Here is a 14,565-nt window from a genome sequence, read left to right as displayed (position 1 = left end):
ACCCGGGACGCCGGCCGTCGGCGTGCCCGGCTACCGACGTGCGCGACGCCCGCACCGGCCGGCGCGCCCCGCTCCGGGCCGAGCGCGGCGCGGGCTTGACTTCAAGTGCGCGTGAGGTTCGAGGATCCGGGTCAACGACCTTCGACACGGGAGCGCGCATGAGTTCTGACACCGGCTTCTACTCGATCATCGACTACACGGTCGACGGCCCCGAGACGCAACGTGAGTTGGTGACCGCCTTCGCGGACATCCAGGAGCGCTGGGTGCGCTTCTACCCCGGCTACCGGTCGGCCCGGTTCCACGCCAGCACCGACGGCACCCGCGTCTACAACATCGTGCACTGGGCGAGCGAGGCCGACTACCGCAGCTTCGTGGCGACCTCCGACGCCGAGGGTCGGGCCGCGGCCATCGCCATGGCGCTGGACGGACTCTCCGGCAAGGCCGAACCCCGGATGAGCGGACCCCCCACCTACGTCGTCGTCCGGGAGGTCGGGCCCGGCCCGCAGAGGACCGGCGCCTGACGTGCCGGCCACCGACGCTCCGTCCGAGCGGTCCCGGCGGCCGCCGGGACCGGATCCGACCCGACCGAACCCGCACGGCGGTCCCTCGTCGCGCGGTACCCCGGAGGAAGCCAGGGTCATCGAGATCTTCGCGGACGTGCTCTGCCCCTGGTGCTACATCGGCAAGCGGCGCCTCGCCGCCGCCCTGGCCCAGATCCCTGACCGCGACCGCGACCGGACACGGACCGTCTGGCGCGGCTACGAACTCGCCCCGGAGCAGGGCCGGACCCCCGGCCGGACGGCGGCCGAGGCCATGGCGGAGTGGTGGGCGGACCAGGCTCCCGCCCGGATCGCCCGCATCCACGCCCTCGACCTGGCGGAGGGACTGGAGCTCAACCTGCATCTCGCGCGGCCGGTGAACACGTTCGACGCCCACCGGCTGTGTCGCCTGGCCGCCGGCCACGGCGTCGCCGACGACATGATGGAACGCCTGCTGCGCGCGTACCACACCGAGGGGCTCGACATCGCCGACGCGGGCACCCTCGAACGGCTGGGCGTCGAGGCGGGACTGGACGGTGCGGACGTACGCGCCCTACTGGCCGGTGCCGCCCACGCCGATGACGTCCGGGCCGACGAGCGCCGCGCCGTGGCGTACGGCGTCACCGGCGTCCCCGCGCTGGTGATCGACGGGTGGCCCCCGGTCTCCGCCGTCCAGTCCCCCAAAGAGCTGCGTCGCCTTGTCGACGACCGGCTGGCCGCACGCGCCGGCTAGTGGCGCAGCCGCTCGGGGCGGGCCGGCGTACAGCAGGCGGCGACGGCGGCGGGAAGCGTGGGCAGCCGGGTCGCCGGCGGGCCGAGCGGCTCGATCCAGCCCGGCCCGGCGGCGTACACCCGGACAGCCGGGAAGTCGCGGGCGAAGCGCACCAGGCGGTACGCGCGGCCGGTGACCGCCGTCTGGGCCCAGAGCACGACGGTGCGCGGCTGCGCCCGGCGGGCGGCGCCGGCGAGGGCCGCCCACGGCAGCGCCGGCCCGAGCAGCAGGCTGCCCCGCGACCGCTCGCGCAGCGCCGCGGCCAGCGCGTGCAGGCCGAGGCAGTGCGTCTCCTGCTCGGCGCCGGCGAGCAGGAGACCGCCGGTCGGCAGCGGGCGCCCGGGTACGCGCCGGAAGACGTCCAGGCCGACGCGGAGGCCCTCGGAGAGGGCGTGCTCGACGGCGACCTCGGCCGGGGCGTGCCCCCGCAGCCCGGCCAGCACGGGCACGCAGACCCGCTCCCACAGCGCCCCGGCGCCCCACTGCTCCGCGACGTCCACGACGAGCGCGGCGACCCGGCTGGCGTCGAGGTCCTCGGCGGCCAGCGACAGTTGCTTGCGCGCGGTCTCGACGGCCTCGGCCGGCATGGGTTCTGTCAGCACCAGACGTACCCCCCGGGTAGACGTTCACTACCAGGGGGTACGCCGGCAGGACGCCGGATGGATGCGCCCGCGGGCCGCGACTACCGGCGGCGGGCCGCCCTCCAGCGGGTGGCCAGGGCCGCGGCGCTGCCCCAGATGCCGCGCCGGAACACCAGCACGACGAGGACGAAGATCACGCCGGTGACCAGGCCGATCGCCTCGAACCCGGAGAACGACAGCCAGTCCTCCAGGCGGACCAGGATGCCCGCGCCGAGCACCCCGCCCCAGAGGGTGCCGATGCCGCCGAGCACCACCACGATGACCGCCTTGCCGGAGGTGGTCCAGTGCAGCACGTCGAGGGAGACGAAGCGGTGGCCGACGGCGAACAGCCCGCCGCCGAGCCCGGCGATGAAGCCCGACAGCACGAACGCCGTCAGCTTGTAGCGGTGCACCGGGTAGCCGAGCGCGCGGGCGCGGGCCGGGTTGTCGCGGATGCCGACCAGCACCCGGCCGAAGGGCGAGTGCACGATCCGCCAGGCGGCGGCCAGCCCGAGCAGCACGATCGGCAGGATCGCGTAGTAGAAGTAGTAGTCGTCGGTCAGGTCCAGCCCGAACAGCTCGCGGGGCACGCCCTGCAGACCGTTCTCACCGCGGGTGACCGAGCGCCACTCGTTGGCCACGTAGTAGACCATCTGCGCGAACGCCAGGGTGACCATGGCGAAGTAGATGCCCGTCCGCTGCACCGCCAGGTGGCCGATCGGCACCGCGAGCGCGGCCGCGGCGAGCGCCCCGGCCAGCACGGCCGCCGGGAACGGCAGGCCGAGGTGGATGGCCGTCAACCCGGTGACGTACGCGGAGGCGCCCCAGAACGCGGCGTGCCCGAAGGACATCAGCCCGGTGAAGCCGAGCAGCAGGTCCACGGCGACGGCGAAGAGCGCCCAGCAGAGGATGTCCACCGCCACGGCCGGGTAGAGGCCGTTGGGCAGCCAGAACGCCACCAGCAGCCCGGCGGCGAGCAGCGCGTACCGGAGCCAGCCGGGGGCCCGGGCCACGGCGGCCAGCCCGGACCGCGGCGTCGGGCGACCGGCGTCGGTCGCGGTGTCGACGGTGCTCGTCATGCCGGTGCCTCCTCACGGCCGAACAGCCCGGCCGGTCGCCAGAGCAGCACGACGGCCATCACCACGAAGACGATGGTCTGCGACACGATCGGGAAGGCGGACAGGTACGCCTCGCCCCACGCCTGTACCAGGCCGATGCCGAAGCCGGCGGCGACGGAGCCGAAGATGGAGCCCAGCCCGCCGATCACCACCACCGCGAAGACCACGATGATCAGGTCGGCGCCCATCAGCGGGTTCACGGCCCGCATCGGCGCGGCCAGCACCCCGGCGAGCCCGGCCAGCCCGATGCCGAAGCCGAAGACCGGGGTGACCCAGCGTCCGACGTCGATGCCGAACGCCCGGGTCAGCTCGGGGCGCTCGGTCGCGGCCCGGACCACCATGCCGATCCGGGTGCGGGTGAGCACCCACCAGACGCCCCCGCAGACGGCGAGCGCGAAGCCGAGGATGAAGACCCGGTAGGTGGGGAAGTCGAAGAGCCCGAGGTCGACCGACCCGCTCAGCGCGGAGGGGGTCGCGTAGGGGCTGGACTGCACGCCGTACCGCAGCTTCACCAGGTCCTGGAGGATGAGCGTCAGGCCGAAGGTGAGCAGGAAGTTGTAGAGCGGGTCGAGCCGGGTGAGCCGGTGGATCAGGGTCCGCTCCAGGAGCATGCCGACCAGGGCGAGCCCCACCGGCATGATCACCAGCGCCGCCCAGAACGACACGCCCACCTCGGTGAGCAGCACGTACGCCCCGAAGGCGCCGAGCATGTAGAACGCGCCGTGGGCGAAGTTGACCACCCGCAGCATGCCGAAGATGACCGCGAGGCCGAGGGCGAGCAGGGCGTAGAACGCCCCGCTCACCAGGCCGTTGAAGGTGTTCTGGAGAAAGCCCGTCACAGCTTGCATTCCGAGGACGGGGCGGCGAACGCCTCGGCCGCCGGGATGGTCTTGAGCACCTTGACGTAGTCCCACGGCTCGGTGACCTCGGACTGCGGCTTCACCTGGGCCAGGTACGCGTCGTGCACCACCCGGTGGTCCTCCGCGCGGATCTTGCCGTTGCGCAGGAACACGTCCTCGATGCTCTTGCCCTCCAGCGCGTCGACGATGGTGTCGGCGTCGTCGGTGCCGGCGGCCTGCACGGCCTCCAGGTACTGCGTCGCGGCGGAGTAGTTGGCCGCGTGCGCGAACGTCGGCCGGGTGCCCGTCTCCTTGTGGAACCGGTCGGCGAACTCCCGGTTCTTCGCGTCGAAGTTCCAGTACCAGGCGTCGGTGTAGGTGGTGCCGGCGAGCGCGGCCGGAGTGAGCGAGTGGATGTCGGTGAGGAACATCAGGCCGACGGCCAGCCCGACGCCCTTCTCCCGGAGCTTGAACTCGTTGTACTGCTTGACCACGTTGACCAGCTCGGCGCCGGCCTGCATGGTGCCGAGCACGTCGGGCTTCGGGTTCAGCGTCGGCGCCTTGAGCAGGAACGTGGAGTAGTCGCCGGTGGTGTTCGGGAACGGCGCGGCGTCCTTGTTGACGACCCGGCCGCCGGCGGCGGTGATGGCGGTGGAGAAGCTCTTCTCCATGTCCTGGCCGAACTGGTAGTTGGGGTAGAGCACGTACCAGTTCTTCGCGCCCTGCTCCGTCGTGCTCCTGCCGGTGCCGTTGGCCAGCATGTAGGTGTCGTAGGCGTAGTGGAACGTGTACCTGTTGCACTTCGCGCCGGTCAGGGTCGTGGTCGCCGCGCCGATGTTGAAATAGAGCTTCTTCTTCTCGCCGGCGACGTCGGCCACCTTCTCCGCCGCCGACGAGGTGGGCACGTCGAGCACGAGGTCGACACCCTTGCGGTCGTACATCTCGGCGGCCTTGGTGTTGGCGATGTCCGGCTTGTTCTGGTGGTCGGCGGTCTCCACGGTGACGTCCTTCGTCACCGCCCGGTCGCCGTGCCTGGCCTTGAAGTCGGCGATCGCCATCTCCACGGCCTTCACCGAGTTCTTGCCGGAGAGCTCCGAGTAGGCACCGGACTGGTCGTTCAGCACGCCCAGCACGATCTTGCCGCCGGTCAGCTTCTGGTCCCCGCCCGCCTGGGGGCCGCCGCCGCCGCAACCGGCCACCAGCGCCACCGCCGCCGCCGAAGCGGCGGCCACACCCACGGTCCTACGCATGCCCATCCCTCCACCCCGCGCGCCGCGCGGGTCGTCGAATCGAGAATTCAGATGCCGAGGTACGACAGCAGTTCGCGTTCCCGGGAGCGCACCTCGGAGTTGTCCAACGCCTCCACGACGCGCCCCTCGGCCAGCAGGTAGTGCCGGTCGGCGACGCCGGTGGCGAAGTGCAGGTTCTGCTCGACCAGCAGCACGGTCACCCCGTGCCGCTTGGCCTCCCGCAGCAGGTCGCCGACCTGCCGCACGAGCAGCGGGGAGAGTCCCTCGGTCGGTTCGTCGCAGAGCAGCAGCCGGGCGCCCATCCGCAGCACCCGCGCCAGTGCGAGCATCTGCTGCTCGCCGCCGGAGAGCATGGTGGCCGCCGAGTCGCGCCGCTCGTACAGCGCGGGGAACGCCTCGTACACCCGCTCCAGCGACCACGGGTCCGGGCCGACGGTCGGCGGCAGGGTGAGGTTCTCCGTCACGCTCAGCGTGGCGTAGCTGCCCCGGTCGTCGGGGACCCAGCCGAGCCCGAGCCGGGCCCGGCGGTAGGCCGGCAGCCTCCCGACGTCGCGCCCGTCCAGCTCGACCGTGCCCCGCCGGCCGGCGTGCAGGCCCATCACGCAGCGCAGCAGGGTGGACTTGCCGGCGCCGTTGCGCCCGACGAGGGTCACCACCTCGCCGGCGGCGACCTCCAGGCTGACCTCCCGCAGCACCCGCGCCTCCCCGTACCAGGCGGACAGGTTCTCAACGCGCAGCATCGGCGGCTCCCAGGTAGGCGGTGATCACGCGTTCGTCGGCGCGCACCTGCTCGTACGGACCCTCGACGAGGACCCGGCCGGCCTGGAGCACGGTGACGGTGTCGGCGAGCCGCCCGACGACGCTCATGTTGTGCTCGACCATCACCACCGTCCGCCCCCGCCGGACCCGGGCGACCAGCTCCACGGTGCGGTCGACGTCCTCCAGGCCCATCCCGGCGGTCGGCTCGTCGAGCAGCAGCACCTTCGGTTCCAGGGCGAGGGCGATGGCCAGCTCCAGCGCCCGTTTGCGCCCGTACGCCAGCGCCTCCGCCGGCGTCTCGGAGAGCGCCGCCAGCCCGACCATGTCGAGCAGTTCGCCGGCCCGGTCGGTGTAGCGGCCCATCAGCTTCGCCGAGCGCCAGAACCGCCAGCCCAGCCCGCTCGGGCTCTGCAACGCCAGCTCGACGTGCTCGCGGGCGCTGAGCTGCGGGAAGAGGCTGGTGATCTGGAACGAGCGGGCCACGCCGAGCCGGGCGACCCGCTCGGGGGGCAGCCCGGTGATGTCGCGGCCGTCCAGCTCGATCCGCCCGCCGCTGGGCCGCAGGAATCCGGTGAGCAGGTTGAACAGGGTGGTCTTCCCCGCGCCGTTCGGGCCGACGAGCGCGTGGACGCTGTCCGCCGCGACGTCGAGGTCGACGCCGTCCACCGCCCGGAAGCCCCGGAAGTCGCGGGTCAGCCCGCGGGCCGACAGGAGCGCTTGCCCGGCCATCGCCTACTCCTTCGTAGGTTCACGACGACCGGATCGGTGACCGTGGTCACATGGCCGTCGCGTGCTGGAAACCTACGACCCTCGCCGGATGTCGAACTATGTCGATGGCCGCCACATTCGGTGCCGCCCGGCCGTGCGGTGCCCCCATCGCCCGCCCGCCCACCCCGCCCGTCGGCATCGGCGGCGCGGGGTGCCGGGCCGTTGCGTGCCGCGTCCATGTGGACGCCCCACGGTCGGGCCCCACCCGCGCCGCGCCTTGACGGTTGCCCCTAGGGTGATGGCCCCTCCCGCGAAAGGTGCCGGACGAATGCCCTTCGGCTTCACAGTTGCCATCGTCTTCGCCGCCGGTCTGGCCGTCTCCGGCCTGCTCGCGCTCGCCGCCCCGAGCCGGCCGACGAAGCGGACCGCCACCCTGGCGGCGCTCGGCTGCCTCGTCGGCGCGGTCGTGTTCACCGTCGGCTCCAGCGCCCACTCGGTGCCGATCCGCTCGGTCGGGATCGTCACCAGCTTCGGTAAGCCGACGGGTCAGGTCACCGGCTCCGGCCTGAAGTGGGTCGCCCCCTGGCAGAAGGTCGGCGAGTGGGACGCGGGCCGGCAGAAGTACGACCACATCGGCGGCGAGCACTGCGTCCGGGTGCGCACCGGCACCCTCGCCGACGCCTGCGTCGAGGTGCTCGTCGAGTGGCAGGTCAAGCCGGAGAACGCGCCGAAGCAGTTCATGGACTACAAGGGCGACTTCGACAGCTTCCGGGGCCAGCGGGTGGGCGTCCAGCTCGACAGCGCCGTCAACGACGCCTTCGCCTCGTACAACCCGCTGGAGAAGATCGACGCGAACACCGGCAACCTGAACGTGGACCTGAAGCCCTTCGCCGAGAGCATCAAGGCCAGCGCCGAGACGCGGCTCTCCACCGACGTCGACATCCTGTCGGTGACGATCACCCGGGTCAACCACGACGACAAGACCGAGGGCAACATCAAGGCGTTCCAGGACAAGCTCGCCCAGACCCGCAACCTGGAGCAGGACCGCAAGAACGCCGCCATCCAGAAGCAGATCACCGAGACGAACGCCAAGGTCGACAAGGTGTCGCGCTGCCTGGAGATCGCCGAACGCAACGGCAGCAACCCCGGCCTCTGCATCAACCCGGGGATCATCACCGGCACCAAGTGACGGCCGGCGGGCGCCGGGCCCCGTGCCCGGCGCCTCCCGGCCCGGCCTCAGCCGGTGAGCGCGTCCAGGGCGAGGTCGACGTCGTCCTGGGTGGAGTAGACGTGGAAGGACGCCCGGACCCGGCCAGCGCGGACCGCCGCCCGGACGCCGGCCCGCTCCAGCCGCCGCGCCGCGTCGGGCACCTCCACCCTGACGATCGCGCTCCGCCCCGGCGGTTGGCCCAGCCCGGCGAGGAACCGGTTGGCCAGCGCGACGTCGTGCGCGTGCACGGCCGGCACCCCGATCTCGGCGACCAGCTCCAGGGCGGGGGCCGTGCCGACCCAGCTGAACCAGGCCGGCGAGATGTCGAAGCGGCGGGCGTCGGCGGCGAGGCGCAGCGGCGGGCCGTAGTAGGCGGCGTGCGGCTCCTCCGCCGCGTACCAGCCGGCGGCGTCGGGGCGCAGCCGCTCACGCAGGGCCGGGGCGAGGTAGGCGAACGCGGAGCCGCGCGGGGCCATCAGCCACTTGTACGCCCCCACCGCCACCACGTCGGCGCGGCTCGCGTCGAACGGCAGCCAGCCGCACGCCTGGGTGGCGTCCACCACGACGAGCGCGCCGTGCGCCCGGGCCGCCGCGACGATCTCGTCGTACGCGGCGACCGCGCCGTCGGCGGACTGCACCAGGCTGAACGCGACCAGGTCGGTGTCGGCGTCGATGGCGTCGACCAGCCCGGCCGGCGGCACGGTGCGCACCCGGACGCCCCGCTCGGCCTGCACCAGCCACGGGAAGAGGTTGGAGGTGAACTCGACCTCCGGCACCACGACGGTCGCGCCGGCGGGCAGCGCGGCGGCGACCGGGGCCAGCAGCTGGGAGACCGTGCTGCCGACGGTGACGTCGGCGGCCGGCACCCCGACCAGGCCGGCGAAGGCGGCGCGGGAGCGCTCCGTCGCCGCGCCCCAGCCCTCCCAGGACGTACGCCCGGCCCGCCAGTCGGTCAGCGCCCCCTGCACGGCGTCCCACACCGGGTCGGGCGGCAGCCCGAAACTGGCGGTGTTCAGCCAACCCGGCTGCGGCTGCCACAGCTTCTGTGCCTGTGCGATCTCCACCCCGCCGACGCTAGTCACCCGTGCCGCGTACCGGGATGGCCAATCCGGCGCTCGCGGCCCCGACCGGCGGACGGGGTGGATTCGGCGCCACCGGGGTGCGCTCGGGCCGCCGCGCGCAGGGCGCGCAGGCCCCGTCGCACCTCGTCGCGGCCCCGGTCGAGGTCCCAGGTGGCGATCTCGGGCAGCGGGTGTCGCTCGCGGAGGAGCCGGACCAGTTCCAGGCCCACCAGGTAGCCGCAGCGGGGCGGCAGGTCGCCTCGGTGGACGCTGTCGCGCATGAGGAACCACGCGGCGTACCGGTCGAGGTCGGTGGCGTCCACGTCGGTGGCCATCCGCTCCAGGATCTCCGGCCAGCGGCCCCGGCAGTCGGCGAACCACTGCCGGTGCGTGGGACCCATCCAGAGGTACTCGTCGTCCGGTCGCCGAGGATCCAGCTCGGCCGTCACCTGGGTCGCCAGCCCTTCCGCGAGCAGCGCGTTGGCGACCCCGTACTCCGGCCAGTGCCGGATACGGGCCAGCCGGTCGTGCACCACGTGTGCCACCTCGTGCCGGACCAGCAACTCGTCGTGCTCCGGCTCGCCGAGCCGCTCGACGGCGAGGTAGAGGGCGAAGCGACCCCGGTACTCGTCGGCCCAGCCGTTGGCCCGTTCGAGTCCGACAAGCAGAACGCAGTCGAGCGGGTCGCCGTCGCCCGGCCAGCCCATCGCCCGACCCACCCCGGCGACGGTGGCGGGCAGCAGCGCGGTCAGCCGCTCCGCGCGGGCGGCGAACACCGCCTCGCGCCCGTGCAGCCGCTCCAGCACGGCTTCGAGATCGGCCGCCCCGGAGCCGCTGTCCCGGCGGTCCAGCACCTGGTACAGGTCGCGGTGGGGTGCCAGGTAGTGCGTCCGCCAGAGCTGCGTCCGCCGGCCGCGAGGGGCGCCGGCGGCGTGGCCCGCGTACGCCAGGAAGTCCGGCACGAGGTCGCGGATCCGCAGCGGGATCGCGGCGGCCGCTCCGGCGGGCACGGACATGCCCGCGATCATGCCGCATCCGCCGTGGGCCCGCCCGGGTAGCCGGCCCGAGGATCGATGCCGCGTCGCGGTGCTCGGCTCGGCGGATCTGGCCGTTCGCGCGCTGTCGAGCTGGTGTCGTGGTCGATCCAGTGCCGCCTCCGGCGGCGGCCGTCCGTTGATGTCGTCACCGACCCAGCTCGAAAGGGGCCGCGGCGGCTCACCGCCGGCCCGCGCAGAGGCGCGGGGCCGCCGCTCCCCCGCCCACCCGCGCTGGCCGTGACGTGGCGGGTCAGCTGACGTTGGCGGGGCCGAGGACGCTCTTCAGGTCACCCATGAGCGCGGTGGTGGCCGCCACCCGGAACGGCCCCAGCCGCAGCGTGGTGGTCCGGCCGCCGTTGAGGAGCTTGACGTGCACCTCCGTGTCGCCGGGGTGCAGCACGAGGGTCTCCTTGAGCCGTTCCACCAGGGGCGGGGTGCACCGGTGCACCGGGATGGTCAGGGTGACCGGCTTGTTCGCCGGGTTGCTGCTGACGTCCGGCATGGACATGTCCATCGCCATGATCCGGGGGGTGTCGTCGCGCCGGTCCACCCGGCCCTTGACCACCACGATGGCGTCCTCGGCGATGTACTGCCCGATCACCTCGTAGGTGTTGGGGAAGAAGAGCGTCTCGACGCCGCCGGCGAGGTCCTCCAGGGTGGCCGACGCCCAGGCGCGCCCCTGCTTGGTGACCCGGCGCTGCACCCCGGAGAGGATGCCGGCGAGGGTGACCACGGCCCCGTCCGGGACGGTGCCCTCCTCCGACAGCGAGGCGATGGTGCAGTCCGCCGCCGCGCCGAGCACGTGCTCCAGGCCGAAGAGCGGATGGTCGGAGACGTAGAGGCCGAGCATCTCGCGTTCGAAGGCGAGCTTGTCGCGCTTGTCCCACTCGCCGTCGCCGATCACCGGCATCACCGTGGTGCTGTTGGTGTCGGCGTCGCCGAAGCCGGCGCCGAAGAGGTCGTACTGGCCGACGGCCTCCTTGCGCTTGACGTCGGCGTACGCGTCGATGGCCTCCGCGTGCACCGTGAGCAGCGCCTTGCGGGAGTGCTTCAGCGAGTCGAAGGCCCCGGCCTTGATCAGCGATTCGATCGTCTTCTTGTTGCAGACCACCGCGTCGACCTTGGACAGGAAGTCGTAGAAGTCGGCGTACTCGCCCTTCTCCTCCCGGCAGCGCATGATGGCGGCGACAACGTTCGCGCCGACGTTGCGTACGGCGCCGAGGCCGAACCGGATCTCCTTGCCGACCGGGGTGAACGGCCCGGCGGAGGTGTTCACGTCCGGCGGCAGCACCTGGATGCGCATCCGGCGGCACTCCGCGAGGTAGAGCGCCATCTTGTCCTTGTCGTCGCCGACGGAGGTGAGCAGCGCCGCCATGTACTCGGCCGGGTAGTGCGCCTTCAGGTACGCGGTCCAGTACGACACCAGTCCGTACGCGGCGGAGTGCGCCTTGTTGAAGGCGTAGCCGGCGAACGGGACCAGCACGTCCCAGACCTTCTGGATCGCCTCGTCGGAGTAGCCGCGTTCCCGGCAGCCGTCGCGGAACGGGATGAACTCCTTGTCGAGGATCTCCTTCTTCTTCTTGCCCATCGCCCGGCGCAGCAGGTCGGCCTGGCCGAGGGTGTAGCCGGCGAGGATCTGCGCGGCGCGCTGCACCTGCTCCTGGTAGACGATCAGGCCGTGGGTCGGCGCGAGGATCTCCCGCAGCGGCTCCTCCAGCTCCGGGTGGATCGGGGTGATCTCCTGGAGGCCGTTCTTGCGCAGCGCGTAGTTGGTGTGCGAGTCGACGCCCATCGGGCCGGGCCGGTAGAGCGCGAGGACGGCGGAGATGTCCTCGAAGTTGTCCGGCTTCATCATCCGCAGCAGGGAGCGCATCGGACCGCCGTCGAGCTGGAACACGCCCAGCGTGTCGCCCCGGGCCAGCAGCTCGTAGGCGGGCTTGTCGTCCAGCGGCAGGGCCAGCAGGTCCAGCTCCTTGCCGTGGTTGAGCTGGATGTTCTTCACCGCGTCGTCGATGATCGTCAGGTTGCGCAGGCCGAGGAAGTCCATCTTCAACAGCCCGAGCGACTCGCACGTCGGGTAGTCGAACTGGGTGATGATGACGCCGTCGGAGTCCCGGCGCATCAGCGGGATGTGGTCGACGATCGGCTCGGCGGACATGATGACGCCGGCGGCGTGCACTCCGGTCTGCCGGATCAGCCCCTCGATGCCCCGGGCCGTGTCGATGACCTTCTTGACGTCCGACTCGGCCTCGTACATGCCCCGCAGCTCGCCGGCCTCGGCGTACCGGGGGTGTTTGGGGTCGAAGATCCCCTCGAGCGGGATGTCCTTGCCCATCACCGCCGGGGGCATTGCCTTGGTGATCCGGTCGCCGACGGCGTACGGGTAGCCGAGCACCCGCGCCGAGTCCTTGATCGCGGCCTTCGCCTTGATGGTGCCGAAGGTGGCGATCTGGGCGACCTTGTCCTCGCCCCACTTGTCGGTGACGTACTTGATGACCTCGCCGCGGCGACGCTCGTCGAAGTCGATGTCGACATCCGGCATCGAGACGCGCTCGGGGTTGAGGAAACGCTCGAAGATCAGCCCGTGCTGGATCGGGTCGAGGTCGGTGATGCCCAGCGCGTACGCCACCAGCGAGCCGGCGGCCGAGCCACGGCCGGGGCCCACCGCGATGCCCTGGTTCTTGGCCCACTGGATGAAGTCGGCGACCACGAGGAAGTACGACGGGAAGCCCATCTGGGTGATGACGCCCAGCTCGTACTCGGCCTGGGTGACGTGCCCGTCGGGGATGCCGCCGGGGTAGCGCCGGGCCAGCCCGGCGAAGGTCTCCTTGCGGAACCAGGACTCCTCGGTCTCCCCCTCGGGGACCGGGAAGCGCGGCATCAGGTTGTGGAACTCGAACATCCCGGCGGGGTCGACCTTCTCGGCCACCAGCAGGGTGTTGCGGCAGCCCTCCAGCCACAGGTCGGAGTTGTCGACGGCGCGCATCTCGTCGGCCGACTTGATGTAGTAGCCGCTGCCGTCGAACCGGAACCGGTTCGGGTCGGCGACGTTCGCCGCCGTCTGCACGCAGAGCAGCACGTCGTGCGCCTCGGCCTGGGCCTCGTGCGTGTAGTGCGAGTCGTTGGTGACCACCGGCGGGATGTCGAGCTTGCGGGAGATGTCGTGCAGCTCCTGGCGGACCCGGCGCTCGATGCTGATGCCGTGGTCCATGATCTCCAGGAAGTAGTTCTCCTTGCCGAAGATCTCCTGGTATCTCGCCGCCGCCTTGAGCGCCTCGTCGTACTGGCCCAGGCGCAGCCGGGTCTGCACCTCGCCGGAGGGGCAGCCGGTGGTGGCCATCAGCCCCTCGGAGTTCTCGGTGAGCAGCTCCGCGTCCATCCGCGGCCACTTGACGAAGAACCCCTCGGTGTACGACCGGCTGGTCAGCTTGAAGAGGTTGTGCAGGCCCGTCTTGTTCTTCGCCCAGATGGTCATGTGGGTGTAGCCGCCGCTGCCGGAGACGTCGTCGCTCTTCTGCTCGGGGCGACCCCACTTGACCCGCTGCTTGTGGAAGCGCGACTCCGGTGCCACGTACGCCTCGATGCCGAGGATCGGGGTGACCCCGGCGGCCATCGCCTGCTTGTAGAAGTCGTTCGCGCCGTGCATGTTGCCGTGGTCGGTCATCGCCACCGCCGGCATGCCCTGCCGCTTGACCTCGGCGAAGAGGTCCTTCAGCCGGGCCGCGCCGTCGAGCATCGAGTACTCCGTGTGCACGTGCAGATGCGCGAACGAATCGCCCATGCGTGGCGCCCCCCGGGTCGGATCATGGGATGGTCGAGGTCGGTCGGCCTACCCTATCGTCGCCGCCAGAGCCGGCTCCAGACGCCGCGCGGACCGACCCGGCCGGGGTGTTCCGGATCTCCCGGGGCCGTCCCGGCGACGGCCCCGGCAGTCGGTTCCCGGACTCGCGGCGCCCCGCCCGGCCGTGCCGGCAGTAGCCTGGGCGGACGGTATCCGGCGAGCATTGGACGACCTGATGCGCCTCGCGGACGGGGTCGAGCAGCTGGCCGCCTCGGCGTCGCGCGGCGACCCGGCGGCGCTCGACGCGCTGCTGGTCGCGGTGCGCCCGGAGGTGCTGCGCCTCTGCGCCCGCCTGCTGCCGCACCGCGAGGACGCCGAGGAGGCGTGCCAGGACGCGCTGCTCGCGCTGGCCCGGGGCATCGGCCGCTTCGAGGGCCGGTCGTCGTTCCACACCTGGCTGTACCGCCTGACCGCGAACCGGGCCCGCTCCACCTACCAGGTACTGCGCCGGCGCTGGCTGGTCGAGGCCGACGGCGTGCCGCTGCCGGAGCCGGTCGACCCGCGCCGCACGAGCGTGGTCGCCGGCACCCGGCTGGACCTGCTCGACGCGCTCGACGCGCTCCGCCCCGAACTGGCCGAGGCGGTGACCCTGCGCGACGTCCTCGGGCTGGGCTACCGGGAGATCGCCGCCCTGCTCGGTCTGCCGGAGGGCACCGTCAAGTCGCGGATCCACGAGGCGCGCCGGCAGTTGCGCCGCCGGCTCTCCGGGGAGCCCGAGGCCGGCGGGGGGCGGCGGTGACCGGGCCGGGCCACCCGGCGGGGCCCGCCGCCGCGCGCGACAGCCGCCGGGGCTCGACCGGCGCGCCGCGCG

At 72.4% G+C, this 14,565-nt stretch carries 13 protein-coding genes; 4 read left to right on the top strand and 9 right to left on the bottom strand.

Annotation, left to right across the window (positions count from 1 at the left end):
- Window positions 1–158: 158 nt before the first annotated feature.
- Entirely contained in the window at window positions 159–521 is a 363-nt protein-coding gene (locus tag V6V16_RS27150) for an antibiotic biosynthesis monooxygenase (RefSeq protein ID WP_334566665.1), read from the top strand.
- A gap of 118 nt (window positions 522–639) precedes the next feature.
- Window positions 640–1,272, top strand: coding sequence for a DsbA family oxidoreductase (locus V6V16_RS27145; protein WP_442934165.1), 633 nt, complete (start codon window positions 640–642; stop codon window positions 1,270–1,272).
- Here the strand turns inward: V6V16_RS27145 and V6V16_RS27140 are convergent.
- The 6 genes from V6V16_RS27140 to V6V16_RS27115 all read right to left on the bottom strand — a co-directional run bounded on the left by V6V16_RS27140 (window position 1,269) and on the right by V6V16_RS27115 (window position 6,626).
- A complete protein-coding gene (locus V6V16_RS27140) occupies window positions 1,269–1,913 on the bottom strand; it encodes a transcriptional regulator (RefSeq protein ID WP_334566662.1) in 645 nt (214 codons plus the stop codon). The genes V6V16_RS27145 and V6V16_RS27140 overlap by 4 nt on opposite strands.
- Before the next feature lie 80 nt (window positions 1,914–1,993).
- On the bottom strand, window positions 1,994–3,010 hold the full coding sequence (locus tag V6V16_RS27135; protein WP_334566660.1) for a branched-chain amino acid ABC transporter permease: 1,017 nt from the start codon (window positions 3,008–3,010) through the stop codon (window positions 1,994–1,996).
- The gene (locus V6V16_RS27130; RefSeq protein ID WP_334566659.1) at window positions 3,007–3,888 is read right to left on the bottom strand and encodes a branched-chain amino acid ABC transporter permease; all 882 of its coding nucleotides are present in this window, start codon (window positions 3,886–3,888) and stop codon (window positions 3,007–3,009) included. Before V6V16_RS27130 ends, V6V16_RS27135 begins: the two co-directional genes overlap by 4 nt.
- Window positions 3,885–5,144, bottom strand: coding sequence for an ABC transporter substrate-binding protein (locus V6V16_RS27125; RefSeq protein ID WP_334566656.1), 1,260 nt, complete (start codon window positions 5,142–5,144; stop codon window positions 3,885–3,887). Before V6V16_RS27125 ends, V6V16_RS27130 begins: the two co-directional genes overlap by 4 nt.
- A gap of 41 nt (window positions 5,145–5,185) precedes the next feature.
- Window positions 5,186–5,878, bottom strand: a complete 693-nt coding sequence (locus tag V6V16_RS27120) for an ABC transporter ATP-binding protein (protein ID WP_334566654.1) — start codon at window positions 5,876–5,878, stop codon at window positions 5,186–5,188.
- Complete coding sequence (locus tag V6V16_RS27115) at window positions 5,865–6,626, bottom strand: ABC transporter ATP-binding protein (protein WP_334566653.1); 762 nt, start codon at window positions 6,624–6,626, stop codon at window positions 5,865–5,867. Before V6V16_RS27115 ends, V6V16_RS27120 begins: the two co-directional genes overlap by 14 nt.
- A 307-nt stretch (window positions 6,627–6,933) precedes the next feature.
- Here V6V16_RS27115 and V6V16_RS27110 point away from each other — a divergent pair, with 307 nt between their 5' ends.
- Window positions 6,934–7,794 carry an SPFH domain-containing protein gene (locus V6V16_RS27110; protein WP_334566650.1) on the top strand — a complete coding sequence of 287 codons (861 nt, stop codon included), beginning with the start codon at window positions 6,934–6,936 and terminating at the stop codon, window positions 7,792–7,794.
- 47 nt (window positions 7,795–7,841) lie between these two features.
- Here V6V16_RS27110 and V6V16_RS27105 read toward each other — a convergent pair whose 3' ends face one another.
- The 3 genes from V6V16_RS27105 to dnaE form a co-directional block, all read right to left on the bottom strand.
- Entirely contained in the window at window positions 7,842–8,879 is a 1,038-nt protein-coding gene (locus tag V6V16_RS27105) for an aminotransferase class V-fold PLP-dependent enzyme (protein WP_334566647.1), read from the bottom strand.
- A gap of 14 nt (window positions 8,880–8,893) precedes the next feature.
- Window positions 8,894–9,892 carry a hypothetical protein gene (locus V6V16_RS27100; protein WP_334566645.1) on the bottom strand — a complete coding sequence of 333 codons (999 nt, stop codon included), beginning with the start codon at window positions 9,890–9,892 and terminating at the stop codon, window positions 8,894–8,896.
- A gap of 271 nt (window positions 9,893–10,163) precedes the next feature.
- Window positions 10,164–13,694 carry a DNA polymerase III subunit alpha gene (gene dnaE, locus V6V16_RS27095; protein ID WP_334566643.1) on the bottom strand — a complete coding sequence of 1,177 codons (3,531 nt, stop codon included), beginning with the start codon at window positions 13,692–13,694 and terminating at the stop codon, window positions 10,164–10,166.
- A 223-nt stretch (window positions 13,695–13,917) separates the two neighbouring features.
- Between dnaE and V6V16_RS27090 the strand changes: the two genes are divergently transcribed.
- Complete coding sequence (locus tag V6V16_RS27090; protein WP_334566640.1) at window positions 13,918–14,493, top strand: RNA polymerase sigma factor; 576 nt, start codon at window positions 13,918–13,920, stop codon at window positions 14,491–14,493.
- Window positions 14,494–14,565 lie beyond the last annotated feature (72 nt).

The sequence above is a fragment of the Micromonospora sp. CPCC 205561 genome (assembly GCF_036906775.1).
GTDB lineage: Bacteria > Actinomycetota > Actinomycetes > Mycobacteriales > Micromonosporaceae > Micromonospora.
This window is presented reverse-complemented; position numbering and strand designations above follow the sequence as displayed.

Bases quoted from the DNA above. Each gene is read 5' to 3' on its own strand.
- V6V16_RS27150 (WP_334566665.1), top strand. From the start codon at position 159: ATGAGTTCTGACACCGGCTTCTACTCGATCATCGACTACACGGTCGAC.
- V6V16_RS27135 (WP_334566660.1), bottom strand. From the start codon at position 3,010: ATGACGAGCACCGTCGACACCGCGACCGACGCCGGTCGCCCGACGCCG.
- V6V16_RS27125 (WP_334566656.1), bottom strand. From the start codon at position 5,144: ATGGGCATGCGTAGGACCGTGGGTGTGGCCGCCGCTTCGGCGGCGGCG.
- V6V16_RS27120 (WP_334566654.1), bottom strand. From the start codon at position 5,878: ATGCTGCGCGTTGAGAACCTGTCCGCCTGGTACGGGGAGGCGCGGGTG.
- V6V16_RS27115 (WP_334566653.1), bottom strand. From the start codon at position 6,626: ATGGCCGGGCAAGCGCTCCTGTCGGCCCGCGGGCTGACCCGCGACTTC.
- V6V16_RS27110 (WP_334566650.1), top strand. From the start codon at position 6,934: ATGCCCTTCGGCTTCACAGTTGCCATCGTCTTCGCCGCCGGTCTGGCC.
- V6V16_RS27100 (WP_334566645.1), bottom strand. From the start codon at position 9,892: ATGTCCGTGCCCGCCGGAGCGGCCGCCGCGATCCCGCTGCGGATCCGC.
- dnaE (WP_334566643.1), bottom strand. From the start codon at position 13,694: ATGGGCGATTCGTTCGCGCATCTGCACGTGCACACGGAGTACTCGATG.